General features: G+C 30.0%; 28 protein-coding genes and 1 pseudogene. 23 read left to right on the top strand and 6 right to left on the bottom strand.

The window, feature by feature from the left end; translation table 11 throughout:
• The first annotated feature begins 37 nt into the window (after positions 1-37).
• From G324_RS0104265 to proS, 4 genes are all read left to right on the top strand, one after another.
• Positions 38-235, top strand: coding sequence for a cold shock domain-containing protein (locus tag G324_RS0104265; protein ID WP_025725160.1), 198 nt, complete (start codon positions 38-40; stop codon positions 233-235).
• A gap of 91 nt (positions 236-326) precedes the next feature.
• Positions 327-1058, top strand: a complete 732-nt coding sequence (locus G324_RS0104270) for a Fic family protein (RefSeq protein WP_025725161.1) — start codon at positions 327-329, stop codon at positions 1056-1058.
• Between the two features lie 53 nt (positions 1059-1111).
• Positions 1112-1963, top strand: a complete 852-nt coding sequence (locus G324_RS0104275) for a S1-like domain-containing RNA-binding protein (RefSeq protein ID WP_025725162.1) — start codon at positions 1112-1114, stop codon at positions 1961-1963.
• On the top strand, positions 1956-3380 hold the full coding sequence (gene proS, locus G324_RS0104280) for a proline--tRNA ligase (protein WP_025725163.1): 1425 nt from the start codon (positions 1956-1958) through the stop codon (positions 3378-3380). The genes G324_RS0104275 and proS overlap by 8 nt, the downstream gene beginning before the upstream one ends.
• Before the next feature lie 102 nt (positions 3381-3482).
• Here proS and G324_RS0104285 read toward each other — a convergent pair whose 3' ends face one another.
• Positions 3483-4259 (bottom strand): alpha/beta hydrolase, encoded by a 777-nt coding sequence (locus G324_RS0104285; protein WP_025725164.1) that lies wholly within the window; start codon positions 4257-4259, stop codon positions 3483-3485.
• A complete protein-coding gene (gene yidD / locus G324_RS08160; protein WP_162146892.1) occupies positions 4256-4486 on the bottom strand; it encodes a membrane protein insertion efficiency factor YidD in 231 nt (76 codons plus the stop codon). The genes G324_RS0104285 and yidD overlap by 4 nt, the downstream gene beginning before the upstream one ends.
• Before the next feature lie 149 nt (positions 4487-4635).
• On the opposite strand from yidD, the gene G324_RS0104295 reads away from it, so the two are divergent.
• The 4 genes from G324_RS0104295 to G324_RS0104310 all read left to right on the top strand — a co-directional run bounded on the left by G324_RS0104295 (position 4636) and on the right by G324_RS0104310 (position 8062).
• Positions 4636-6693, top strand: a complete 2058-nt coding sequence (locus tag G324_RS0104295) for an elongation factor G (protein WP_025725166.1) — start codon at positions 4636-4638, stop codon at positions 6691-6693.
• Between the two features lie 40 nt (positions 6694-6733).
• Positions 6734-7096 carry a hypothetical protein gene (locus tag G324_RS0104300; protein WP_162146893.1) on the top strand — a complete coding sequence of 121 codons (363 nt, stop codon included), beginning with the start codon at positions 6734-6736 and terminating at the stop codon, positions 7094-7096.
• Between the two features lies 1 nt (position 7097).
• Positions 7098-7655, top strand: coding sequence for a ribosome hibernation-promoting factor, HPF/YfiA family (gene hpf / locus G324_RS0104305; protein ID WP_025725168.1), 558 nt, complete (start codon positions 7098-7100; stop codon positions 7653-7655).
• A 128-nt stretch (positions 7656-7783) separates the two neighbouring features.
• A complete protein-coding gene (locus tag G324_RS0104310; protein ID WP_025725169.1) occupies positions 7784-8062 on the top strand; it encodes a hypothetical protein in 279 nt (92 codons plus the stop codon).
• 41 nt (positions 8063-8103) lie between these two features.
• Here the strand turns inward: G324_RS0104310 and G324_RS0104315 are convergent, their stop codons facing one another.
• Together G324_RS0104315 and G324_RS0104320 are read right to left on the bottom strand one after the other, a co-directional pair.
• Positions 8104-8712, bottom strand: a complete 609-nt coding sequence (locus G324_RS0104315; RefSeq protein ID WP_025725170.1) for a superoxide dismutase — start codon at positions 8710-8712, stop codon at positions 8104-8106.
• A gap of 67 nt (positions 8713-8779) precedes the next feature.
• Entirely contained in the window at positions 8780-10324 is a 1545-nt protein-coding gene (locus G324_RS0104320) for an Rqc2 family fibronectin-binding protein (RefSeq protein WP_025725171.1), read from the bottom strand.
• A gap of 103 nt (positions 10325-10427) precedes the next feature.
• Here G324_RS0104320 and gmk point away from each other — a divergent pair, with 103 nt between their 5' ends.
• The 4 genes from gmk (at position 10428) to G324_RS0104340 (ending at position 14047) form a co-directional block, all read left to right on the top strand.
• On the top strand, positions 10428-11045 hold the full coding sequence (gene gmk / locus G324_RS0104325; protein WP_025725172.1) for a guanylate kinase: 618 nt from the start codon (positions 10428-10430) through the stop codon (positions 11043-11045).
• A gap of 4 nt (positions 11046-11049) precedes the next feature.
• A complete protein-coding gene (rpoZ, locus tag G324_RS0104330) occupies positions 11050-11265 on the top strand; it encodes a DNA-directed RNA polymerase subunit omega (protein ID WP_162146894.1) in 216 nt (71 codons plus the stop codon).
• A 206-nt stretch (positions 11266-11471) separates the two neighbouring features.
• Positions 11472-13205, top strand: coding sequence for an excinuclease ABC subunit UvrC (gene uvrC, locus G324_RS0104335; RefSeq protein ID WP_162146895.1), 1734 nt, complete (start codon positions 11472-11474; stop codon positions 13203-13205).
• Complete coding sequence (locus tag G324_RS0104340) at positions 13202-14047, top strand: 3'-5' exonuclease family protein (protein WP_025725175.1); 846 nt, start codon at positions 13202-13204, stop codon at positions 14045-14047. Before uvrC ends, G324_RS0104340 begins: the two co-directional genes overlap by 4 nt.
• A 34-nt stretch (positions 14048-14081) precedes the next feature.
• Here G324_RS0104340 and G324_RS0104345 read toward each other — a convergent pair whose 3' ends face one another.
• Positions 14082-15764, bottom strand: coding sequence for a ribonuclease J (locus G324_RS0104345; RefSeq protein ID WP_025725176.1), 1683 nt, complete (start codon positions 15762-15764; stop codon positions 14082-14084).
• Between the two features lie 109 nt (positions 15765-15873).
• On the opposite strand from G324_RS0104345, the gene G324_RS0104350 reads away from it, so the two are divergent.
• Both G324_RS0104350 and G324_RS0104355 read left to right on the top strand, forming a co-directional pair.
• Entirely contained in the window at positions 15874-16653 is a 780-nt protein-coding gene (locus G324_RS0104350) for an HAD-IIB family hydrolase (RefSeq protein WP_025725177.1), read from the top strand.
• A gap of 18 nt (positions 16654-16671) precedes the next feature.
• Entirely contained in the window at positions 16672-17580 is a 909-nt protein-coding gene (locus tag G324_RS0104355) for an aldose epimerase family protein (protein ID WP_025725178.1), read from the top strand.
• Between the two features lie 13 nt (positions 17581-17593).
• On the opposite strand, the gene coaD is transcribed toward G324_RS0104355, so the two are convergent.
• Positions 17594-18124, bottom strand: a complete 531-nt coding sequence (gene coaD, locus G324_RS0104360) for a pantetheine-phosphate adenylyltransferase (RefSeq protein WP_051457528.1) — start codon at positions 18122-18124, stop codon at positions 17594-17596.
• Between the two features lie 177 nt (positions 18125-18301).
• Between coaD and G324_RS0104365 the strand changes: the two genes are divergently transcribed.
• The 9 genes and pseudogenes from G324_RS0104365 to G324_RS0104405 form a co-directional block, all read left to right on the top strand.
• A complete protein-coding gene (locus G324_RS0104365) occupies positions 18302-18736 on the top strand; it encodes a ribosome assembly cofactor RimP (RefSeq protein ID WP_025725180.1) in 435 nt (144 codons plus the stop codon).
• A gap of 17 nt (positions 18737-18753) precedes the next feature.
• On the top strand, positions 18754-19830 hold the full coding sequence (nusA, locus tag G324_RS0104370; RefSeq protein WP_025725181.1) for a transcription termination factor NusA: 1077 nt from the start codon (positions 18754-18756) through the stop codon (positions 19828-19830).
• Between the two features lie 11 nt (positions 19831-19841).
• A complete protein-coding gene (rnpM, locus tag G324_RS0104375) occupies positions 19842-20102 on the top strand; it encodes an RNase P modulator RnpM (RefSeq protein WP_162146896.1) in 261 nt (86 codons plus the stop codon).
• Positions 20099-20377, top strand: coding sequence for a L7Ae/L30e/S12e/Gadd45 family ribosomal protein (locus tag G324_RS07270; protein WP_035357356.1), 279 nt, complete (start codon positions 20099-20101; stop codon positions 20375-20377). Before rnpM ends, G324_RS07270 begins: the two co-directional genes overlap by 4 nt.
• Positions 20378-20392: 15 nt before the next feature.
• Positions 20393-22246 (top strand): translation initiation factor IF-2, encoded by a 1854-nt coding sequence (infB, locus tag G324_RS07275; RefSeq protein ID WP_035357358.1) that lies wholly within the window; start codon positions 20393-20395, stop codon positions 22244-22246.
• A 2-nt stretch (positions 22247-22248) separates the two neighbouring features.
• Entirely contained in the window at positions 22249-22599 is a 351-nt protein-coding gene (gene rbfA / locus G324_RS0104390) for a 30S ribosome-binding factor RbfA (protein WP_035357360.1), read from the top strand.
• 728 nt (positions 22600-23327) lie between these two features.
• A complete protein-coding gene (locus tag G324_RS07695; RefSeq protein ID WP_051457529.1) occupies positions 23328-24248 on the top strand; it encodes an RHS repeat-associated core domain-containing protein in 921 nt (306 codons plus the stop codon).
• A 2-nt stretch (positions 24249-24250) separates the two neighbouring features.
• Entirely contained in the window at positions 24251-24616 is a 366-nt protein-coding gene (locus G324_RS0104400) for a hypothetical protein (RefSeq protein WP_051457530.1), read from the top strand.
• 133 nt (positions 24617-24749) lie between these two features.
• Positions 24750-24984: pseudogene (locus G324_RS0104405) on the top strand (hypothetical protein); the annotation flags it as partial.

Here is a 24984-nt window from a genome sequence, read left to right on the forward strand (position 1 = left end):
AAAAACCAAGAGATCTAAAGAAGGAGTATTGCATTTAATGAAAGGTACTGTTAAATGGTTCGATGCAGGTAAAGGTTACGGCTTTATCACTGCAGAAGACGGTAAAGATGTATTTGTTCACTATTCAGCTATTCAAACTGATGGTTACAAATCACTAGCTGAAGGCGACCAAGTAGAATTTGAAATTAAGACTGGCGATCGTGGAGATCAAGCGTCAAACGTTTCTAAAATTTAATTCACTTAGGTAAAAAGTTAAGAGGTTTATTATAAACCTCTTTTTTTTGTCATAAATTTTGGTATAATCTATTAAAAGGGGCGATGGTCAAATGGACAAAGATTTACTAGAAGTCGATAAACTTCACTTCAATGAATTAAGAGATCATGTAGAAGTTGATAAATTTGAACGTTTAATGAAAGAATTTATATATCAATTTACATATGATTCAATTACCATTGAAGGTAAAAATGCACTGAGTCAATCAGATGTAAAAAATCTTTTATGTAAGAAAGTAATTGTTACACAACTGCCTGAAAGAGAACAAAAAGAGGCATTAAATTATCAAAAAGCATTTGAACATACATTTAAACTGGTTACATCAAGAAAACCGTTATCAGAAGATATTTTAAAGGATTTACATGAGATTTTAGTTGAAGGTATCTTTTTAGGCGGTCAATACCGAAAGGTAAATATTCAAATAAAAGATAGTATGCATCAACCACCTGATTATGTTAAAGTCTATGATAGAATGGCTAAGTTCTTTTATGATTTAGAACATTTTAAAGGTTCTACTGTACAAAAAGCTTGTTTTGCTCATGCGCAAATATTTAAAATATATCCCTTTTTAGAAGGTAATGGAAGGCTTGCGCGTCTAATCTTAAACTATATACTTTTATATGAAGGTTATATGCCACTAAGTGTTCCGGTTTCCTTAAAAGATGAGTATCTTGAACACATTGATACGTTCAAAGAAGAAAAAGATTTAGCACCATTTGTGGGATTTATCAAGAAGTTACTTTTAGATGCTTACGAAACGTATATTTATGCTTTAGAAAACTAAAATCCTTACAAAGGATTTTTGTTTATATGTTATAATTTAGTAGGTGAAAAAATATGTCATTAAAAATTGGTCAAACAAATGAATTACAAGTTTTAAGAAAAACAGATATCGCATATGTATTAAAATCTAAATCTAACGAGGAAGTGTTTTTACATATAAACGAATCCAATCATAGAACGTTAAAAGCAGGCGATTATGTCGATGCATTTTTATATTATGATGCAAAAGGAAGGCTTGCAGCAACCTTAAGTGAACCCTTTGTAGAAGCTGGAAAACCAGCGGTATTAAATGTTATATCAGTAAACCCTGGTTTAGGTGTGTTTTTAGATATGGGTATATCTAAAGATCTACTTTTATCTAAAGATGATTTGGGTGAAGATATTTCACTTTGGCCCCAAGTGGGTGATAAAGTTTATGTCGATCTTAGAGTTAAAACTAGACTTTCAGCAAGGCCAATTCCTTATAATGAAATGCGTGTAATCGTAGGTAATTTAAATATTGGTGATGAAGTATCTGGATTTATTCAAGTCATTGGTCAAATTGGTTATTTTGTTTTAACAGAGGAACATAATTTAATTTTAGTTAAAAGACCAAACGCTAGAGGAAAATACAGATTAGGTCAAAGTGTTAATGTTAAAATTACATATGAAACACCTACAGGCTATGAAGGTAGTTTGACAGAATTTAAAGAAGTAGTTCGTATAGATGATTCTAAAATTATAATGGATTTTTTAATTAAAAATGGTGGAAGTATGCCTTATACTGCAACAACTGATAGCGAAACAATCCAAAAGGTATTTAATTTAAGCAGAAAATCATTCAAACGAGCATTAGGTTTATTATATAAACAAAGAAAAGTTAATTTTATAGATAATAATACAATATTGGTGAATGAAAATGAGTAAAAATAAAAAGTTAGTAGAAAGCATTACCTCTCGTGATGTTGATTTTAGTAGATGGTATACTGATTTATGTTTAAAAGCGGAGTTAATGGATTATAGTGATTCTAAAGGTTTTATTATATATCGTCCTTTAGGTTATGGTATTTGGGAAAATATTCAAAACTATTTAGATAAAGAATTTAAAAAAACCGGTCATGAAAATGTTTATATGCCGATGTTGATTCCAGAATCATTATTCCAAAAAGAAAAAGATCATGTTGAAGGTTTTGCACCAGAAACAGCGATGGTAACAACAACCGGTGTAGAAAACTTAAGTGAAAGACTAATTATACGTCCAACATCAGAAGTTTTATTTGGAACACATTATAGTAAGATTGTTAAATCATATAGAGACTTACCTAAAATGTATAACCAGTGGTGTTCAGTGGTTCGTTGGGAAAAAACAACAAGACCGTTCTTACGTGGTAAAGAATTCTTATGGCAAGAAGGACATACTGTCCATTCCACTAAAGAAGAAGCTAAAAAAGAAACATTAGACATGTTAGAAATTTATAACAAATTAGGTAAAGAATTTCTAGCAATACCTTTTGTTACTGGTAGAAAAACAGAAAAAGAAAAATTTGCTGGAGCATTAGAAACTTATGCAATCGAAGCATTAATGCATGATGGTCAAGCGCTACAAAGTGGAACTAGTCATTATTTTGGTGATGAGTTTGCTAAAGCATTTGATATTAAGTTTTTAAATCAAAATAATGAATTAGAATATGCTTATCAAACATCTTGGGGTGTATCCACACGATTAATTGGAGCAATCATTATGGTTCATGGTGATGATAATGGATTAGTACTACCACCTTATGTTGCACCAACTCAAGTTGTCATTGTTCCAATTAGACCAAATGAAGAAGTCTTAAATAAGGTCAATCAAATTGAGGCTGAATTAAGTGGTAAGTTTAGAGTTAAAGTTGATAACTCCGATAAATCCCCAGGTTGGAAATTTAGTGAACACGAAATGAAAGGTGTACCACTAAGAATTGAAATCGGACCAAGAGATTTAGAAAATAACCAAGTTACCGTAACATTTAGATATAACTATGAAAAAGTTCAGGTAAGTTTAGATAATTTAAATAAATTTATTGAAGAAGCTATTCCTAACATTCATGAAGCAATGTATCAAAAAGCATTAAAAGAAACTGTTGATAGAACGTATGAAGCAAAAACATATGATGAGTTTAAAGCGTACTTAAAAAATGGTGGCTATATTGCAATGTCAATTAGTGGTGAAGATGCTGAAATAAAGATTAAAGAAGATACAGGAGCAACCTCTCGTGTAATTCAAGATCGAAAACTTATTACAGAAGTATGTCCTGTTACTGGTAAAAAAGCAACACAAACAATACTATTTGCAAGAGCTTATTAATAAAATATTCATACTAAAGAAACTTTTTAATAAAGTTTCTTTTTTTGTAGTAAAAAAGGATTTTATACAGTTTATGTAAACAAACTATATAAAATCCTAATATTATTTTTGGTTTGTAAATTGAATAAATTCACTCATCTGGCTGGCCCAAAATGCTTCGTTGTGAATACCACCTTCATATATCTTATAAAATATATGATTCACTTTATTTTCAAGCGATTTATAAATCATGTTTGAAATATTTGTATATGCTTTATTTGCTTTAGATTTATGCGATCCTGATTCATTTGATCCACATGTAATAAAATATCTTTGGTCTATAGAAGGATTATACTTATTAAGTAAATTATCTAACCCCTCAACATTCCACCATGCAGATGTAGAAAAAACACCAACACTGCCAAATACATTTGGATAAACTAATCCCATATATAGACTAATTAAACCACCTAATGAAGAACCGGAAATTAATGTATTTTCTTTATCGGGTTTTGTAGGAAACTTTTTATCAACCCAAGGTTTTAATTCTTCAACAATAAATCGTGCATAAATATCACCGTAATAAGGGACTCTATTATCATCAGAAAATTCTTTATAAATATTAGAATTATCAAATGGACAATATTCATCCATACGGTACTTTGTATTATCAATACCTACAATGATGTGAGGTTCAATAAGACCAGCCTTTAGAAATCGTTCATACTGTGTATGAACATCCCAAACTTCTCCGTAACTTGAAGTTTCCTTAAAAAAAAGATTTTGACCATCATGCATGTATAAGACTTTGTATGGTCCTTTTTTATTATCAGGTACATAAATAGATATATTTCTTTTCTGGTTTAATAATTTAGATTGGATTTTATATACTTTTATCATTTTTTCTTTTCCTTTTTTTTAGGCACTGGATCATACTTTGGTTTAAAGAGAGGATTACATGTAAGAATTCTTTTTGTTGTTAGCGCAGTAGCATAAAAAAAGTTATGGGTTTCATAAGCCTCAATTGCATAATGGCTACAAGTTGGAGAGTGTCTACATTTATGACTCTTAACAGGGGATAAAGTTTTTTGGTACCATCTAATGGCTTTGATTGCTATTTTTTTCATTATGTACTTATTATACTACATTTGAATCTAATAATATATGAGTCCAAAATACTATGTGAAAAAAATATTTATCTTAATAATTGCTTAAATTTTGATGTGTGATATAATAAAAGTACAATGTAAACGCATACAATTGCAAGGAGGTAATTATGAAAGAATACAAAACAAAGAACCTTAGAAACATTGCTTTATTAGGACACTTAGGAAGTGGTAAAACTTCACTTACTGAGAGTCTGCTTCAAGCTGCTGGTGTAATACAAAACAAGGGGGAAGTGGAAAGAAAAAACACCAAGTCTGATTATCTTGTGGAGGAACAACAAAGAGGCTCCTCCATGCAAACATCTTTAATACCGATAGAATCTTATGACTGCAAACTTAACTTCTTAGACGTGCCTGGTAATGATGAGCTCATTAGTGAGTTATACCATGCCTTGGAAGTTGTAAAGGGTGCAGTCATTTTAATTGATGCAACTAAAGGTGTTGAGGTAGGTACTGAGCGTGTTTGGAATGAAATTAGACGTCGCCGTATACCTGCAGTATTATTTATTAATAAAATGGATAAAGAAAATGTCGATTATGAAGCGCTTTTAGAAGATATTCGAACAAAATTAGGAAAAAGAGCAGTACCATTTACATATCCAATCGGTCGTAAAGAAGATTTTGAGGGATTTGTAAATGTAGTTGAAATGAAAGCTAGAATTTACAATGGAAAAACATGTGAAGATGCTGAAATTTGGGATGAAAAGAAACCTAAAGTTGAACAATTAAGAGAAATGATTATGGAATCAGTTGCTGAAACATCAGAGGATCTATTAGAAAAATACTTTGGTGGAGAAGAAATTAGCCAAGAAGAAATTAATAAAGCCTTAAATCATTCAATTATTAATGGTGAATTGACCCCAGTACTTGTTGGTTCTGTTCTTAAAAATATAGGTGTTAATACATTATTAAAAATGTTGGTAGATTACCTACCAACACCGGATGTATTAAAAGAACTTGAAGCAACAGATATTTCTAGTGGCGAACTAATGCCAATAAAGACTATAGATAGTGAACCATTTTCTGGATTTATATTTAAAACGATGATTGATACATTTGTTGGAACAATGTCATTTATCAAAATAAATTCAGGTATATTAAATGTTGGTGATGAAATATATCATGCTCAAACAGATTCTACATTTAAAATAAATACTTTAATGACTTTAATTGGTAAAGAACAAATACCTGTTGAAAAAGCATATGCTGGTGATATTGTTGTTACAACAAAACTAGATAATTTAAAAACTGGTCATACCATATCAGATCCTAAACGTAGAATTAGATTTGATAAGGTCAACCTACCAACACCAGTTATTTATAAAGCTATCAAACCTTTAGATGAAAAAGATGAAGATAAAATTTCTATGGCTTTAGGAAAATTAAATATTGAAGACCCATCTTTTGATATCCAAAGAAATAAAGAAACAGGTCAACTTTTAATTGGAGGATATGGAATTAGTCATATCACATATATTACAGAGCGTATGAAGAGTTTATATAAGGTTTCTGTAAATTTTGAAGATCAAAAAATCGTTTATAGAGAAACAATCAAGAAAAAAGGTGTAGGTGAAGGTAAACATAAAAAACAATCTGGTGGTGCAGGACAATTTGGTCATGTTTGGATTCGTTTTGAACCATCACCAAAAGACTTTGAATTTTCAGAAGAAGTATTTGGTGGTTCAGTACCAAGATCGTATTTCCCGGCCGTAGAAAAAGGATTAATCAGAAGTTTTGAAAAAGGTCCATTGGCAGGTTTTCCTGTAATTCATGTTAAAGCAACCCTATATGATGGTTCATACCACTCAGTGGATAGTAATGAAATATCATTTGTTATGGCAGCTGATTTAGCATTTAAAGCGGCACTTAAAGAAATTGAACCAACAATATTAGAACCAATCTTACATGTTACTATTACTGTTAAAGAAGCATTTGTAGGTGATGTTATGGGTGATATGAATAAGCGTAGAGGAAGAATCCTTGGAATGGATCAAGCAGATGGATATACAGTTGTTACTGCATATGTACCAGAAGTTGAAGTAATCTCTTATGCGATAGATTTAAAAGCTATGACTCAAGGTTCTGGTCAATTTGAAAGAAGATTTGATCGTTATGAAGAAGTACCACAACACCTACAAACAAAAATTATTGAACAACATAAAAGATAAAGTATAGACATTCTTATACTATAGTATGGAGGTATTATCCATGCAGTGTAAAAAATGTTTAAAAAGAATCAAACTAAATATTAATTTAAATAATATATTTGAAACTTACAGAAATGAAATTTGTAATTCGTGTTTTAAGAAAAATATGAATTATTATCCATATTTTGTCATACCAATTAAATATGGATTACTCCATATATTCGAATTATTATATGAAAAAGATAATTTACTAGATTCATACATGGATTACTTTAGACCTTATTATTTAGCATATTTAAAATCTAAACCATCTATAGATGCAATATATATAGAAATACTTGATCAAAAAACTATTGAACTATTTGACCAATTAAATTTAGGACATCTCATCATTTTTACAAATAACTATAAGGAGGAACAATGATATGAGATATGAAATTATAGGTAAAAACGGATTTACAGCAACTGAAGCAATTAAGGATTATGTTGTAAAGAGGTTAGATAAAATTGTCAGTATATTCGACAAAAATGTAATTGATACAGTACGTGTTGTCCTAAGAGTATATAAAGAGTACTCAAAAGTTGAAGTAACAATACCTGCACCATACATTATTTTAAGAAGTGAAGTTCGTGACCCAGATATGTATGCAGCTATTGACAAATCAGTAGATAAACTTAGTAGTCAAATTAGAAAACATAGATCAAAGATTAGACACCATTTTGAAAAACGCGGACAAGATGTATTTACAAAAGCGTTTGATATTGAAGCAATGGATAAAGAAGTTAGAGCAAAACAATTAGTTAAATCTAAGAAGTTTTCTATTAAACCAATGAGTGTAGAAGATGCAATAGCTCAAATGGAATTAAGTGGACATGATTTCTTTATTTTCCTTGATCAAAAAACGAATCACCCACAAATTATTTATGCAAGAGAAGATGGCGATTACGCAATTATTGAAGCAACTCCTGATATTTACGATTAAGAAGTGATATATCAAAGAGATATCCAATATTTGGATATCTCTTTTTATGTAATAATTCTAATTATTCTCATATGTTTTATTTTTAAAATTATATGATAAAATATATGAAAAGATGTGAAAGGATTTACATGCAAAGATTAAAATATGGTATAAAAAATTCTAGAATATGGCATTTATGCAGTATTGACATTGAAGTCAATAAATCCATCACACTAGATAATTGGACCAGATATAGAGCAGAATTTAGGGAGATATACTATCTAAATGACATCCATAAGTTTTTAGAAGTGGATCACTTTAATAGTATCTTTAAATTTTTTAAATCTAATTTACGTCAAAGTAACATTGAAGATTTTAGAAAATACTTTAAAGACTATTTAAATTATAAAGAAGTAAAAGTATATTAAAAAAAATAAACCACTTTTTAAGTGGTTTATCTATTTTTAAATTATGCGTTAAATAATTTTTCGACCGCATCCCAGTTAACAACATTGAAGAATGCTGCAACATAATCAGGACGTCTATTTTGATAATTTAGATAGTAAGCATGTTCCCATACATCTAATCCTAATAGAGGCATACCTTCTGCAAGTGGTGTATCTTGGTTAGGTGTTGATGTAACAACTAATTTATCACCTTTTTTAATTAACCACGCCCAACCTGAACCAAAACGTGTTTTAGCTGCATTTGAAAATTCTTCTTGGAATGATTCAAATGAACCAAATGATTGGTTGATTGCTTCAAGTAATTTTCCTGTTGGTCCTTGACCGTCATTTTTCTTTAATAAAGGCCAGAAGAATGCGTGGTTAAAATGTCCACCACCATTGTTTCTAACTGCACCTTGAATATCAAGTGGGACTTTTGTTAAATCTTTTAATAATACAACTAAATCATCCATTGTTTCAACTTTAAGTTCTGGATGTTTTGCAAGTGCAGCATTCAAGTTTGTGATATAAGCTTGATGATGTTTGCCATGATGAATCTCCATTGTTGTTTTGTCGATAAAAGGTTCTAGTGCGTCGTAAGCATACGGTAATTTTTCTAAAGTAAATGCCATTTTTATTACTTCCTTTCCATTTTCTTGGTACATCTATCTTACTTTATATTGAAAATATATTCAAGATTTAAGCATTTTCAATTAATTTATTCACATCATCTACCAAGATGTCAATGAAAATAGTTTTCTCGTTTTTTATTTTAACAAATGAGGCAGGACGTCCACCTATTTTAGAAACGTATTTAAAAAGTGTATAGTTTACAGGAATAGAACTAGATTGATTTAAACTTGAAAAGTAGGCTGCTAGTATAGCTGCTGTACGAATAACTTTTTCATTTAAGTTTTGGGTTCGTACTAAGACGTGCGAACCTGGTGCATCTTTAACATGGAACCAGTAATCATTAGAGTTAGCTAGATTATTAATGATATGTGCATTTTGAAGAGCATTTTTACCAATAATGTAAGTTGATGTTTCATCTTTAACGGTCAGTACTTTAATTTTATGGTTGTGTTTTTGATTTTTACTTGGCTTTTGTTTTAAGTATCCAAAAGGAATTAATAGCATCTTAAAATCATTTAAATCATTGGCATCTGTTAATTCAAGTTCATGCATAAAGTTATCAAATATTTGTTTTTCTATATAAACCTTATCTAGTTCCTGATTTATATAATTGATTGCACGTTTTCCTTTATGGTAACTTTTATAATAATTTTGAGCATTATCAGATAAGCTGATGGTTTCATCAAGTGCAATATGATCTACCCAACCAAGTTTACTATTCAAATCTAGTCCTGATGCATAAATATGATCGCCTTTTAGTTTGTCATCTATCATATACTCTGCTTGTTCGAGTTGTTGTTTGAGTTGAACTTGCTTTTTATCTATACGCTTAAGTTGATTTGAAATGAAATTTTTGTAAGGAGATTTTAAATCTTTAGATGCCATGATACGATTTTCTAATGCCTCACTTAAAGTACTATATTTGATGGTTTTCCCTTCAAATATATTGAAAAAATAAGATTTATTTTCATCTAAAGATAAAGTAGGCTCGACATTAATATCAAATGGGTGTATATCGTTTTGATTTAAGTATTTTGCTAATCTTAGTGAGATGCCTAAATATTTTAAGGTTAGATCTTTTGGACTAATTAATGGATCAAATTGATAATTCCTTGCATCAATTTTATCACTTGAAAAATACTCAAATTGGGCATTTGGAATTAAATGACGTCCCTCTAATACAAACATTTTCTTATATACATCAATAATTTTATTATCTTCTATTAGATATAGATTTGAATGACGTCCCATTGCTTCAAAGATTAACTTTCTTTTTATTGGTCCATGAATAAAATCATAAACAGTAAAATAAAGTTCTACAACCCTATCAGATTTATATTGGACAATAGAATTTAAGATTCCACCCTCTAAATATCTTTTTAATTGATATAAAAAATTCGATGTATCTTTTTTTTGAATGTTTTGTTTTGTAAGATAAAGGGATGAATAACTTGCATTTAAATTAATTGCTAAATGACTTCTTACCTTCTGCTTATATAAGCTAAAACTAAAAATTAATCCATCTAATGAAATTGATTCTACACGTGTATTTGATATAGTTTCGTTAAGTTCTTTTACTAGAAAATAGGTATATATACCGTCTAATGCCATAATTTAACACCTCATAAATACTATAACATGAAAATGATTGAAACTATTTACATAAATAAAACTTTCGTATATAATGAATTAAACGAAGAGTTAGGAGAGACTAATGAAATTAAACGAACGTGGATTACTCATCGTAATATCTGGACCATCCGGAGTTGGAAAAGGTACCGTGCGTAAAGCACTTTTTGATATGAAAAACCATAATTTAGTATACTCTGTATCTGTAACAACAAGACCTCCTAGAGCTGGTGAAGTTGATGGAAAAGATTATTATTTTGTAGATCGTCCTACATTTGAAGAGATGATAAAACAAGATAAATTTTTGGAACATGCAGAATTTGTAGGAAGTTACTATGGTACACCCAAAGATAAAGTTGAAGCGTTATTAGACTTAGGTAAGGAAGTAGTTTTAGAAATAGAAGTAGATGGTGCATTACAAGTTCGTGAAAAAACTAAAGATGCAGTGTTCATATTCTTAGTTCCACCTAGTAAGAAAGCATTATTTGAGCGCTTAAGTTCAAGAGGAACTGAAAGCCAAGATTTAGTACAAAAAAGATTTGAAAAAGCTGAAAAAGAATTTAAATTAGCGTATAAATATGATTATATAGTAGTCAATGATGATGTGAATAATGCTGCTGATAGAATTATGGCAATTATTCGAGCTGAACATGCTAGAACGCAACGTACAATTCATAAATATCAAGAATTAATGGAGGATTAGTTATATGAAAAAAGAAAAACATGGATTAAATTACCCTACAATCGATAAACTATTAGGTCAAATCGATTCTAAATATAAATTAGTATATGCAGCTAGTAAAGTTGCACATATGATTGAACAAGAAAAATTAGATGTAAAAGATTCAAAGTCTGTTACATCAGTAGGTAAAGCATTAGAAGAAATCGCAAATGGAAAAGTGAGTATTACGTTCGTAGAATGAACGTAATACTTTTTTATTTTAAGGTTAAGATAACTTTTTAAAGATTCTTAATAAGTTCTAATTTTAAATGTGCAAATTTTTTGTACTGGCTTTCATATTCTTATATGTCTAGTTTTATATTCGTAATTTATTACTTACTGATATGTCACATCTACTGTCATATATTTTTATATGAAATTATTATATAATAGTGAATAGGTGATTAAATGAAAGATAAACTAGCAATACTTCCTACAGATCCGGGTTGTTATCTAATGTTAAATGAACTTGGAGAAGTTATTTATGTAGGTAAAGCTAAGAATTTAAAAAATCGTGTGAGTTCCTATTTTAGAGGTGCACATAATGCTAAAACAGAAAAGCTAATCTCTGAAATTAGAGATTTTAATTATGTAGTTACAAACTCTGAACAAGAATCACTGATTTTAGAATATAATTTAATCAAAAAATATGCACCACTTTATAATATCAAACTCATTGATGATAAAAGTTATCCATATATTGAAATTACGGACGAGAAAGATCCAATGCTCGTTGTTTCTAGATATATTAGTGTTGATCAAAATAAAAAATTATTTGGACCATATCCGAACTCAAAATCTGCAAGGGAAACATTAAAGTTACTACATAGATTATACCCATTAAGAAGATGTAATCCAATTGATTCAAAACCATGTTTATATTATCATATGGGTTTATGCTTGGGACCATGTGCGCATGAACATGTAGACTATAAACCAAATATAGAAAAAATTACCAAGTTTCTAAAAGGTGAAACTAAAGAGGTATTAAATGATTTAGAAAAAATCATGAATGAAGCAAGTTTAAATTTAGAATTTGAAAAAGCACTTGAATATAGAGATATGATTCAAGCAGTTAAAGATACTACAGAAAAACAAATTATGAGTTTAAATGATTTTAAAGATCGTGACTTTATTAGTTTTGCATTTAACGATGATGATTTAGCTATTCAAATATTAATCATGCGTCAAGGTAGAATATTAGATACGCATAAAAACATCATTTCATATATGACAGATCCAAATGAAACATTTTTATCTTATATAAAAAATTATTATGATAAATTTTTACTACCAGATGAATTAATATTTGATCAGCAAATACCAATTAAAACACTTCAAATGTATTTTAAAAATAAAGTTATAGTACCAAAGATTGGTGACAAGAAAAAACTCATTGATTTAGCTTATAAAAATGCTTTAGAAGATTTGACACATTACTTTAAACTCTATAGAGCAAAAGAAGAACGCCAAAATGAACAAGTTGAAGCACTTGAAACAATTCTTGAAAAAAAGATAAATTATATTGAAGTATTTGATAATGCACATCTATTTGGTACAGCACCAATATCAGGAATGATTGTTTGGAAAGATGCTCATTTTGAAAGAAAAATGTATCGCAAATTTCATTTGAAAACTACGACCAATGATGACTATCAAGCAATGAAAGAAGTATTATACCGTAGACTTCAACGATTATTAGTTGAAGGCCAACAACTACCGGATCTCATCTGTGTAGATGGTGGTAAGGGACAAGTATCTGCTGCAAATGAAGTTGTTTTGTCACTGAATATAAATATTCCCATCTTAGGATTAAAAAAAGATAGATATCACCAACTTGAGGGATATGTTTTAAATGGTGAAACGACAATTCTAGAAAAAAACTCACCCTTATTTTTCTTTTTAGGTAAACTATCTGAAGAAGTACACCGTTTTACAATTACATTCCATCAAAAAACAAAAAATAGAAAAGACTATACGTCTGTTCTAGATAATATTCCTGGATTAGGACCTACAAGAAAAAAGAAATTACTTGCAAGTTTTAAATCTATAGACGAAATTAAAAACGCATCTGTAGATGATTTGCGCACAATAGGTTTACCAGATAAAGTAATTAAAGGCATAAAGGAGGGTATTTCATGAAAGCTTTTATTCATAGTACAAACCCTAAACAAAAAATATTTTACTGTGTTGTTAATAATAAAAAAGAGGCATTCTACTTACCTAATAGATTAGCGAAAGTATTTCTTACTATATTAAAAAGAGGTATATTAGTGGATTTTGAGGTTAATGATGCAACAACAAGAAAAATAGATGGTAAACAAACAAATGTTTATCCAATCAATCATTTTAACAAGATTATACAGACATCACCTAAAAAAGTATTATATGACTTAACACAATTAAGACTTGATATGAAAAGAGTTTTAAAAAAATATCAATACTTTTTATTTTTAGATTTAGAGATGAGTATGCCAGGTTATAAACCAGGTAAACATATACCAGAAATTATTCAAGTAGGCTATTTATTAACTAATAAATCAGGTGAAGTTCTTAAAGACAATGGCTATTATGTGCTACCTAAAAATGAAGATGCAATTAATAAAAGAACTATAAAATTCTTAAATCTAGATGAAAATATCTTTTATGGTAAAGCAAGAGAATTTGATTTATTTTATGATGATTTAAAAGATATTATTAATAATTATAAACCTCAAATTGTAACATGGGGTAAAAATGATATTCAAGCTTTAAACATTAGTTATAAACTACACCAAGTAAAACCTTTGACACATGATAAACAATTTATTGACTTACTTAAACTTCATAAAGATTATTTTAATTTACCAAATGATATAGGTTTATTTGATGCTTACAAAAAATATTATAAACCAGAAGATTTACCAGTCCAAGATCATGATGCGCGTATGGATGCGATTATTACAAAAGATGTATTTGATGCATTTACAAATGTAATGAAATAAAAAATATGCCCACCAATTGGTGGGCATATTTTGATTATAAGTTCATAATTATAGGTAGAATCATCGGTTTTCTTAAGGTGATATCATAAATTTTATCGCCTAATTGATCAATAATTAATTGTTTTAAAATCAGTTCATTATAACCTTTTTTAGGTAATTCTTTAAGTGCTATATTTTTTACTATGGTTGCTAGGCTGGAAGTTAATTCCTCATTGCCCTTCATATAAATAAATCCTCTTGAGATAACAGTAGGTTCATTTACTAAAGTTTTCTTGTTAGAATCAATTGATAATATTACAGAAAACAGTCCTTCCTCAGAAAGTATTTTTCGCTCTCTTAAGACATTTGAACCGATATTTCCTACACCTGTGCCATCTATATAGATGTCTCCAGATTGTACCTTACCCGCATATCTAATGGAGTCTTTAGAAACTGCTGCCACATCTCCGTTATCCATAATTAAAACATTGTTTTCATCCACGCCACATTCAATAGCTAAATGTTTATGACGCTTTAACATTCTATGTTCACCGTGCATTGGAATAAAATATTTTGGTTTAATTAAAGTTAACATTAATTTTAAATCAGGACCACTACCATGTCCAGATGTATGCGTGTCTGTAATGGGGCCATGTGTAATGACATTAACATCATTTCTAAATAATAAATTAATAGTTTTATTGATTGGATCTTGATTTCCAGGAATTGGAGAAGAAGAAAATATTACAGTATCACCTTTAACTGTTTTTATTTGTCTATGAGAACCATTAGCAATTCTTGATAATGCTGCAAGTGGCTCACCTTGTGATCCTGTAACTAAGATACAAGTTTCTTCTAATGTATATTTTTTTAATTCCTCTGGTGCAACGATTGTACCTTTTTTAGGTTTGATATAACCAGATTGTTGTCCTGCTTCAATTGTACGTTCCATAGAACGGCCAAAGACGGCAATTTTTCTGCCAGTTAATTCGGCTGCTTCAATGATTTGTTGGATTCTATATAAGTTGGATGCAAATGTTGCGATAATAATTCTTCCAGGAATACGAGTAAATAGTTCATTAATAGAACGTCCTACTTTAGATTCAGACTGAATTAAACCATCTTGTTCTGCATTGGTTGAATCAGATACTAAAAGTAGTGTACCTTCTTGACCAAGATTAGCTAATTTTTCATATTCAGCATGTGGTCCAACAGGAGTATAGTCTATTTTGAAGTCTCCAGTGTGAAAAATAGGACCAGCTTCAGTTCTAAAAACAATACCAAACATATCAGGAATAGAGTGATTTAATCTAACAAATGATATTTCTACACCACTAAATTTGTAGGTATAATATGATTTATATTCCTCAATTTTAGGGATTTTTAAATCTCTGTGTTCGCCTAATTTATACTCAATTAAATCAACTGCAATACCAGAAGCATAAATTCTTGGTATTTTTACTTGTTTTAATAAATATGGAATACCACCAATATGATCCTCATGACCATGAGTGATGAATAAACCAACGATTCTTTCTTCGTTTTCTTTCAAATAAGTATAATCAGGTATGACATAATCAATACCCAATAAATCATCATCGGGAAACAAAATACCTGCATCCACAATAAAAATTTGATTATTAATTTCATAAACATAAGTGTTTTTACCGACCTCGCCTAAACCACCTAAAGCAAAAACTCCGAATTCGTCGGTTTTTAACAACGCATTTTTCAACATATATATAACCTCGTAACGTCAAATCTATTAATTCTATTATACATTAAATTTTTAAAATTAATAAATAATTAATTCATGTTAAAATAGTTTATATGTTTATGAGGTGTTTATGAAAAGAATTTATGTGTTTGATTTAGATAATACGCTAAGATCAACAACGAATAAAAAAATATTGCCCAATACTAAAAAACTTATTTTTGAATTATCAAAAAATAAAGATAATATATTAGCAATAGCAACAGGTAGAGGTTATTCTAAGTTAAACGTATTAGAAGATTTAGTAGACTGTTTTCAATATAAAATATTAGTCAATGGTGCTTTAATACTTGAAGGTGACCATATATTAGAAGAAACGCATATTCCTAAAAAGGATATAAAACTATTTATGGAAGATGCCAAAAAATATGATATTTCAATAGGCATGGTTGGCTATGATAAAGAGGTTGTAACTAAGTATGACGAACATATCAAAAAGGCTATGGGAGGCTTTCAAACAAGAAAACCTGATATTGATCCTGCATATTATCTAAAAAACAATGTGTATCAATTATGGATGTTTCATGATGATTTGGATCTAATTGATAAATTACTTACTAATCATAGGCACTATACAATTTATCATTGGCACGACGGTGGTTTTGATCTTGTCATGCCAAACATTTCTAAAGCAACAGCTTTAAAGAAGTTAATGAAAAAGTATCCAAATCATGAAGTAATAGCTGTAGGTGATGGACATAATGATTTAGAAATGTTAGAACTTGCAGATATTGGTATTTTACTAGAAAATTCTAAGTGGTTTGATGAAGCAGAAAATATGTATGATCTTAAAGGACCACATGTTGATTTAGATTTATTATACGATTTTTTTAAAACACATAATTTACTATAACTAGGAGATGACTTTAAAATGAACTACAAGGTATATACATTAGAAAATGAATTTTTAAAAGTAGAAGCGATGGATTATGCAGCAAGTATCTACCAAGTCTATTTAAAAACAAAAAACGAAATTAAACCGATGCTATCTACACCTAAAACATATGACTTATTTATAGAAAACAACTTAAGTTATGCAAGAACTATCGGGCGCACTGCAGGTAGAGTTTATAATAATGAAGAAACTTCAAACTACATAGATTTTAAAGGTGAACCCCATATAATGCACGGTGGGGAAAATAAGTTTTCTATAAAAAACTTTAAGGTTAAGTCCTTCACATCTACAAAAATTGTATTTACACATTTTATAAAAGATTTAGAAGATGGATACCAAGGGGATTTAAAAGTTGAGGTTTCATATGAACTTAAAAAAGATACATTAATTGTTACCCATAAGGCACTATCAAGTAAAGATACGTTGGTTAATATGACATTCCATCCATATTTTAATTTAGATCAAACACAATCACTTAAAAACCATCAATTAAAAATAAATAGCGAAACATATTTAAAACTTGATGAAAATAAAAGATATACGATATTATCAAATGTGAAAGACACACTTAAAGATTTTACCCATTTTAAAAACTTAAAAATCACACCAACAACTTATCTTGATGACATTTTTCTATTAAGTAAAAATTATGCAGCAACTCTGAAAACAAGTGATGTTGAAATGAATGTGTATACAAACTATGATGCACTGGTTGTATTTAGTCAAAACAGAGGATCAAACACTGAGTTATCAAATGCAGCAATAAACACACCCTATGCAGGTATAGCTATTGAAGCTCAAAAACCTCAAAATAAGTTACCACTTCTTAAGGCTAATGAACCTTATGAGTATTACATTCAATACCAATTTAAATCTATAAAATAAAAAAAGTTGGCGATTATTTGCCAACTTTTCTACTTAATTTACTAATAACTAAATCTATAATCTCTTCTGGAACATATAATGAAATATCCGCATCATGATAAACCAGTTCTTTAATACTTGATGATGAAACAAAATGATTTCTACTTGATGGGAATAGTACAACTGTTTCAACATCAGGATTTAAGTTTCTGTTAAACTGATATAACATATATTCATTTTCGTAATCTGCGATATTTCTTAATCCTCTAAAAAGGATTTTAATACCGTGTTTATCTGCATATCTAACAACCAAATCTGATGTGTAGCTGATTAATACATTTTTTAAGTGTGAAGTTGTTTTTTTAATCATTTCGATACGCTCTTCAACAGTAAATGAAAATTTCTTTGATGGATTATCTGCAATAACAATATGCAGTACATCTACAAGTTCTGATGCACGTTCAATAACATCTAAATGTCCAAGCGTTAAAGGGTCAAATGAACCCGGGTATAAGCCTTTTTTCATGTGTGTAATTATGATAACTAATGATAACTGAAATATCATTAGTTACTTTATCCTTTCAATATTAAAAATTATACATTTAACATGCAACTTTTTCTATAGTGTTATTTTAACACATTTATATTTTTTTCTTGTTATTTATATCAATAAATGCTATAATTTCTATGAAGATGAGTGGGGCTTGGAAGTTCTCACTTATTTTTTGAAAGGGTATAATTTATGAACTTGAATATAATTAAAGAGAAAGTAAATTTAATATTAAAAAATCACGACCTAGAAATTTATGAGATTTTAGAAGAAAAAATGGGTAAGGAAAAAATACTTACAATTTTAATTGATGCAACACTCAATTATGAAGTGTTAGAAAAAATCCATATGGAAGTATTAGATTCAATTAATGATGACCTAGATGATGATTATTATTTACAACTTTCTACAGTTGGTATTGAAAGACCACTTAGAAATCTAGAAGAAGTTCAAAAAGAACTTGGCCAATACATATATTTAGAAAGTGATATATATACTGGTAATGCTACATTAGATAGTGTTATAAAAGAAGATTTAGAAATTAGTTTCTTTCTAAAAGGGCGTCCTAAAAAGTTAAAAGTAAACTACTCAAATATCAGATTTATTCGTAAGGCCATTAAATTTTAAAAGGAGATATATTAAAAATGATTAATAAAGCATTTTTCCAAAACATTGAAGAAGTTGCAGATGAAAATGATTTAACAAAAGAACAAGTCTACAATGCTTTTGAACAAGGTTTAATTGCTGCATGTAAAAAACAATTAGGCGTTCAAACTTGTCGTGTAGAATTTAGAGAAGAAAAAAGTGAATTACTTATCTATGGTCAGTACTTTGTTTTACCGGAAGGTGAATTAAGTCTAGATTTAGATAAAAAATATACATTCATTAAACTTGATGATGCAAAAGGATTAAGTAAGAAGGCAAAAGCTGGTGAAATTTTAGAAGTTAAGATTGAACCAAGTGAATTTAGCTATAATGCTTCAAGAGATTTAAAACATCGTTTTAACGAAGTTTTAAATCAAATAAAGAAAGAAAACATCTATCAAGGATTAAAAGAATTACAATATGAAATGGTAAATGCTAGAGTCTTAGAAGATGAAAAAGACTTTTATCGCATTGAAATTAACAAAGACGTCATTACAATGTTACCTAAAAAAGAATCATTACCAACTGATAAATTCCATGTAGGAGATCGTATTAAAGTTTATGTTACTGATGTTGAAATGAAAACAAAAGGGCCTAAAATTTATGTATCACGTACTCATGTTGCTTTAGTTACAAGATTACTTGAAGAATTCGTTCCTGAAATTAAAGATGGCACAATTGAAGTTTTAGGTATTGCAAGAGATCCAGGTGATCGTTCAAAAGTTGGATTAAGATCTAATAACGAAAACGTTGATGTAATTGGTGCTACTGTTGGTGAAGGTGGTGCGCGTATTAAAGAGATTTCTAAATTCCTATCTGGTGAAAAAATCGATTTATTCAGATGGAGTGATAACGAGCAAGAATTGATTGCAAACTCACTACAACCATCACCGGTTGTTGCTGTAACAAGAGTGAATCCAAAGGAAAAAAGTGCACTTGCAATTGTTCCAGATGCACAGTTGTCATTAGCAATTGGTAAACTTGGACAAAACGTAAAATTAGCTGTTCAAGCAAGTGGTTGGTCAATTGATATTAAATCTGAAACCAGCGCTGCTGAAGAAGGCATTATTTACTAAGAGGAATAATTATGAAACCAGTTAAAAAAATACCGATGCGTACATGTGTTGTAACTAAAACAACATATCCTAAAAAAGAATTAACTCGCATTGTAGCTACTAAAGAAGGTGTAGTTTCTATAGATTTAAAGGGTAAAGCAAACGGTCGAGGTGCTTATATCAAATTATCTAAAGAAAATATTGATTTAGCTAAAAAGTCAAAAGCACTCGACAAAAAACTGGAAGTAGTTATTCCAGATTCAATATATGAAGAACTTGGCAAACTATTATGAATAAAGGTGCTTTAGGTTTAGCATATGTTGCAAAAAAGTTGGCAATTGGAACAGATGAAGTTGTTAAATTGTTACAACAAAAAAAACTATATAAAGTATTACTTGCAAACGATGCAAGTGATAACACAAGAAAAAAAATAATTGATAAAACAAACACTTACCAAGTGGAATTAATACAAACCTATAGTAGTGATATATTATCTAGTGCAATAGGTAAAAAAAATATTAAAGTCATAGGAATAAAGGATAAAGGGTTTAGTATGATGTTTGAATAGAAAGGTTGATGCAATATGGCAAAACAAAACAATAATAGTAATAATAAGAATAGGTCAAATAAATCTAAGTTTCAAAACAGATCGAATACACCAGTACAAAAACGTGTAGAAAAAAAGAAACCAACAGAGTTGATTTTTAGACCTGAAATGACAGTTTCTGATATCGCAACTGAACTTGAGATATCAAATGCAGTCTTAATAAAGAAGTTGATGGGACTTGGCATGATGACATCTGTCAATCAAGTTTTAGATAGAGATACTGTCGAATTGGTTGCATTAGATTTAGGGATTGAAGTTAAAGATGAGGTAATTACTGACCTTACAAGATATGATGAAATGGAAATAATTGATGATCCAAAAGATCTTGTAAAAAGAAATCCAATTATTACAATTATGGGTCACGTTGACCATGGTAAAACAACTTTATTAGATTCTATTAGAAAATCTAGAGTAGTCACTGGCGAAGCCGGTGGTATTACCCAACACATTGGTGCATATCAAGTTGAACACCAAGGTGAAAAAATTACATTCATTGATACTCCAGGTCACGCGGCATTTACTGAAATGCGTGCACGTGGTGCAAAAGTAACGGATATTGTAGTTTTAGTAGTTGCTGCTGATGACGGTGTTAAACCACAAACAATTGAAGCACTTCAACATGCTAAGGCAAGTGGTGTTCCAATTATTGTAGCAATTAATAAAATTGATAAACCAACTGCAAATCCAGAAAACGTCATGAGTGCACTTTCAGCACATGACCTAACACCAGAAGCTTGGGGTGGTACAACACCTTATGTAGAAGTTTCTGCACTTAAGAAAATAGGAATTGATAATTTACTAGATATTATTCTTTTACTTGCTGAAGTAGAAGACTTAAAAGCAAATCCAAACAGAAATGCGACAGGTACAGTAATTGAAGCATTTTTAGATAAAGGTAGAGGACCTGTTGCAACAGTTATTGTTGAAAATGGTACATTAAGAATTGGTGATATCATCGTAATAGGTAATACATTTGGTCGTATACGCACAATGAATGATGACCTAAAAAGAAGATATACTGAAGCCATACCAGGTACACCAGTTGAGATTACAGGTTTAGACCAAGTACCACAAGCAGGCGATGTATTTATGGTATTTAAAGATGAAAAAGTCGCACGTCAAACAGCTGAAGCTCGTTCTGCAAAAGTTAAAGATACACTTGTTAAACAACAAAAAGCTACTTCATTAGAATCTATGTTTGGTGATGTAGTTGATGGACAAAAAGTATTAAATTTAGTCCTTAAATGTGACGTTCAAGGATCTATTGAAGCACTAAGAGGTATGTTAGATAAGATTGATATTGAAGGATTCCATGCGAATATCGTTCGAAGCGGTGTTGGTGGTATTTCAGAAACTGACGTACAACTAGCATCGGCATCAAATGCTGTTATTATCGGATTTAACGTACGTCCTACAGCCTCAGTAAAATCATTAGCTGAATCTGTAGGTGTAGAAATTAGATTATATAATGTCGTATACCGTATTACAGAAGATATTGAAAAAGCTCTTAAAGGTATGTTAGAGCCAGTCTTTGAAGATGTTGTAACAGGTCAAGCTGAGGTTCGTCAATTATTTAAGATTTCTAAAATCGGAACCATTGCTGGTAGTTATGTCACAGACGGAGTGATTCATAGAAACTCTAAGGTTGCTGTAATTCGTGAAGGTGTAGTTATCTATAACGGCGTACTATCAAGTTTAAAACGTGGTAAAGACGATGTTAAAGAAGTACGTCAAGGTTTTGAATTTGGATTTAGTGTCGAAAATTATAATGATTTAAAAGAAGGCGATATAATTGAAGCATCAATTGAAAGAGAAGTTGAGGTAGACTAATTATGAGTATTACAACAGAACGATTAGCGTCAAGAATCTTAAGAGAACTTGTCCATATCATAAACGATGTCATCAAAAATACAAAAATTGGCTACATTACAATAACAGAAACTAAAGTTACAAGAGATTTAAGTTACTGTTATGTATATTACACGATTATTGATGATAGTATAGAAGCTAAAGAAAAAGCTCAACAATTATTAGATGAAGGTAAAAAAGAAATACGTATGAAGTTAGCTCAAAAAGTAAATAACTTACGTAAAATTCCAGACTTAATCTTTAAATATGATGAGGCATTAGCTTATGGAAACCATATAAATAAATTATTAGGTGACATTAATAATACAAAGTAGTATAATCTTTTCAAACTGATTTTTAATAAACATATGATAACTGTTTTACATAATAGATAATAAAGTACCTCCATAAGTTCAATGATGGAGGTACTTTTTTTCTATAAATCTTAAAATATAAAAACATATCAATTAAATACTATTCTTTATAATTTACAACTATTCGTGAAAACACTTTGAAACAATCAAGATATTATGTTTTGAATTAATTGTTCAGAGTATGATTTGATAGACGGTTTTCACATAAAAAGTTTACAGATATAGACTATTCGTACATCAGTATAGACAACAAAGTTTTGTTTTAGATATCACTTGCAAGCGGTTTCATAGAGTGTTAGAATAAAGCTATCTAACCGAGTTATCCAGACTAAAAAAATGGAGGTAATTAAAATTATAAAAATGGTATTTTAAATCAAGAGGATATATATATTTATGATTTAATTGGAAATATCATTTCAATTCATTCAACGATTGATAAATCATTTGACTGGGAAGGTAGAAGATTAGTAGAATACACCACAGATAATAAAAACTATCAATATAAATATAATGATCAAGGAATTAGAGTAAGTAAAACAGTAAACGGAGTAACAACTGAATATTTTGTAGATGGATATAATGTATTGGCAGAAAAGATGGGTACAAATGTTATATACTATACGTATGATGCGGATGGATCAATTATGTCTATGAATTATAACGGTAATGAGTACTTCTAAATCAAGAATATGCAAGGAGATATTATCCAAATAGTTAATGCATCGGGCACATTAGTAGCTGAATATCGATATGATGCATGGGGTAATATTGGATATCAATATGATAATGGTTTAAACATAGCTAATATTAATCCATATAGATATAGAAGTTACCGATATGATTCAGACACTGGACTTTATTATTTAAACTCAAGATACTATGATTCAAAGATTGGAAGATTTATTAGTGCTGATTCTATAAATTATCTAGATCCAGCCACTGATACAGGTTTAAATTTGTATGCTTATTGTGGAAATAATCCAGTGATGTACTCCGACCCCAGCGGTAATTTCCCAATTTTAGCAACAATATTGATTATATCTGCAATTGCAGGACTTGGTTTAACAATTGGTGGTGTAGCAACAGACAACAATACAATGACAGCAATAGGATTAACTATGGTTGCTATTCCAGCATTAGTGTCGGGAGGTCTAGCTTTATTTGGAACTACTGGAGCACTAGCACATCTGATTGGAGGAGTAACAATGGTCGCAGGAGCGGGAACGGGAGCATTTGCATCAGCGGAATGGCAGCAAACATTTACTGGGGACAATTGGATGCTTGATGCTGGTATGAGTGAAGGATTATATAATACCTTGATGATAACTACAGCAACTATTGCAACGCTAGGAACAGCTGCATCAAGTTTTGCATACTCGTTTAATATTAACTCTATTCAGAAAGTAGGGAAATTAGGTGACTACAATGGAATGAGATTTACTCAAAAAGCTCCAAGTGGTAATCTAAGATATAAATCAATTGAGTTCCATACACCTCATAACGGACATGGTTATCATTGGCAACAAAATACATTTAATGGATTGATAGGAAAAAGAACTGGAAGTACAATTCGTTGGACATGGTGGCTGAAAAGAATCATCGGAGGATAATTATGATAAATATAGCTGAATATGAAAAACAACAATTAGAGCAATTTCAAAAATCTAGTATATTTAAAGAACTTAATAAGTTAACAGTTGAAAAAGGATACAAATGTACATTACGCATTGGTAATATGCATCCTGAAGTTTTAAAAGCTTTTAAAATTCAAAAAGCGAGAGTGCTATCGGTGGGATTGTATTTGAATGATCATATAGTGACTGATGATGAAGGTGCTGAATATGATTTTTATACTGATCTTGTATATATATTAAAAAATGATGATATTAAGTTTTTTAGATGGGAAAAAGATGAAGAATTTATAGCGAATTTAAGGGATACAATTCTTTGGCTAAAGAAGAACAATAAAAGCATGTAAAGTTTAGTTTCACTGTTACGCGGAACGTGGCTATACTAATAGCCACGTTATCGCGTACTAAACTGTGCCTAAAAAGTTGACTTGTTGGCTCTATGAAGATGATTTATTTTAAAAATACGGACTAGATATAATTATGCTGGGTTACAGGCACATGACTCCAGTGATGTATTTAGATAGGGACGGAAACTTTGCAATTTCAATATTTGTAGCTGGTATTATCATTGGTGGCATATTAGGCGGTGTAACTCGAGGAGCAATTGCTTATAACGATGGAGCAAGGGGTTGGGATCTGGTTGGAGAGATTGCAATTGGAACGGCGGCTGGTATGGTTATAGGTGGAGCAGCAGGTGCAGTTGCAGCGTCTGGTG

This window comes from Acholeplasma granularum ATCC 19168 (assembly GCF_000526235.1).
In the GTDB taxonomy this organism is placed as follows: domain Bacteria; phylum Bacillota_I; class Bacilli_A; order Acholeplasmatales; family Acholeplasmataceae; genus Acholeplasma; species Acholeplasma granularum.

Bases quoted from the DNA above. Each gene is read 5' to 3' on its own strand.
- G324_RS0104285 (WP_025725164.1), bottom strand. From the start codon at position 4,259: ATGATAAAAGTATATAAAATCCAATCTAAATTATTAAACCAGAAAAGA.
- G324_RS0104340 (WP_025725175.1), top strand. From the start codon at position 13,202: ATGAAAGCTTTTATTCATAGTACAAACCCTAAACAAAAAATATTTTAC.
- G324_RS07270 (WP_035357356.1), top strand. From the start codon at position 20,099: ATGAATAAAGGTGCTTTAGGTTTAGCATATGTTGCAAAAAAGTTGGCA.
- proS (WP_025725163.1), top strand. From the start codon at position 1,956: ATGAGTAAAAATAAAAAGTTAGTAGAAAGCATTACCTCTCGTGATGTT.
- G324_RS0104365 (WP_025725180.1), top strand. From the start codon at position 18,302: ATGAACTTGAATATAATTAAAGAGAAAGTAAATTTAATATTAAAAAAT.
- G324_RS0104265 (WP_025725160.1), top strand. From the start codon at position 38: ATGAAAGGTACTGTTAAATGGTTCGATGCAGGTAAAGGTTACGGCTTT.
- gmk (WP_025725172.1), top strand. From the start codon at position 10,428: ATGAAATTAAACGAACGTGGATTACTCATCGTAATATCTGGACCATCC.
- coaD (WP_051457528.1), bottom strand. From the start codon at position 18,124: ATGATATTTCAGTTATCATTAGTTATCATAATTACACACATGAAAAAA.
- G324_RS0104315 (WP_025725170.1), bottom strand. From the start codon at position 8,712: ATGGCATTTACTTTAGAAAAATTACCGTATGCTTACGACGCACTAGAA.
- rnpM (WP_162146896.1), top strand. From the start codon at position 19,842: ATGAAACCAGTTAAAAAAATACCGATGCGTACATGTGTTGTAACTAAA.
- G324_RS07695 (WP_051457529.1), top strand. From the start codon at position 23,328: ATGCAAGGAGATATTATCCAAATAGTTAATGCATCGGGCACATTAGTA.
- G324_RS0104300 (WP_162146893.1), top strand. From the start codon at position 6,734: ATGCAGTGTAAAAAATGTTTAAAAAGAATCAAACTAAATATTAATTTA.
- G324_RS0104345 (WP_025725176.1), bottom strand. From the start codon at position 15,764: ATGTTGAAAAATGCGTTGTTAAAAACCGACGAATTCGGAGTTTTTGCT.
- uvrC (WP_162146895.1), top strand. From the start codon at position 11,472: ATGAAAGATAAACTAGCAATACTTCCTACAGATCCGGGTTGTTATCTA.
- G324_RS0104275 (WP_025725162.1), top strand. From the start codon at position 1,112: ATGTCATTAAAAATTGGTCAAACAAATGAATTACAAGTTTTAAGAAAA.
- hpf (WP_025725168.1), top strand. From the start codon at position 7,098: ATGAGATATGAAATTATAGGTAAAAACGGATTTACAGCAACTGAAGCA.
- G324_RS0104350 (WP_025725177.1), top strand. From the start codon at position 15,874: ATGAAAAGAATTTATGTGTTTGATTTAGATAATACGCTAAGATCAACA.
- infB (WP_035357358.1), top strand. From the start codon at position 20,393: ATGGCAAAACAAAACAATAATAGTAATAATAAGAATAGGTCAAATAAA.
- G324_RS0104400 (WP_051457530.1), top strand. From the start codon at position 24,251: ATGATAAATATAGCTGAATATGAAAAACAACAATTAGAGCAATTTCAA.
- G324_RS0104295 (WP_025725166.1), top strand. From the start codon at position 4,636: ATGAAAGAATACAAAACAAAGAACCTTAGAAACATTGCTTTATTAGGA.
- rpoZ (WP_162146894.1), top strand. From the start codon at position 11,050: ATGAAAAAAGAAAAACATGGATTAAATTACCCTACAATCGATAAACTA.
- yidD (WP_162146892.1), bottom strand. From the start codon at position 4,486: ATGAAAAAAATAGCAATCAAAGCCATTAGATGGTACCAAAAAACTTTA.
- rbfA (WP_035357360.1), top strand. From the start codon at position 22,249: ATGAGTATTACAACAGAACGATTAGCGTCAAGAATCTTAAGAGAACTT.
- G324_RS0104270 (WP_025725161.1), top strand. From the start codon at position 327: ATGGACAAAGATTTACTAGAAGTCGATAAACTTCACTTCAATGAATTA.
- G324_RS0104310 (WP_025725169.1), top strand. From the start codon at position 7,784: ATGCAAAGATTAAAATATGGTATAAAAAATTCTAGAATATGGCATTTA.
- nusA (WP_025725181.1), top strand. From the start codon at position 18,754: ATGATTAATAAAGCATTTTTCCAAAACATTGAAGAAGTTGCAGATGAA.
- G324_RS0104320 (WP_025725171.1), bottom strand. From the start codon at position 10,324: ATGGCATTAGACGGTATATATACCTATTTTCTAGTAAAAGAACTTAAC.
- G324_RS0104355 (WP_025725178.1), top strand. From the start codon at position 16,672: ATGAACTACAAGGTATATACATTAGAAAATGAATTTTTAAAAGTAGAA.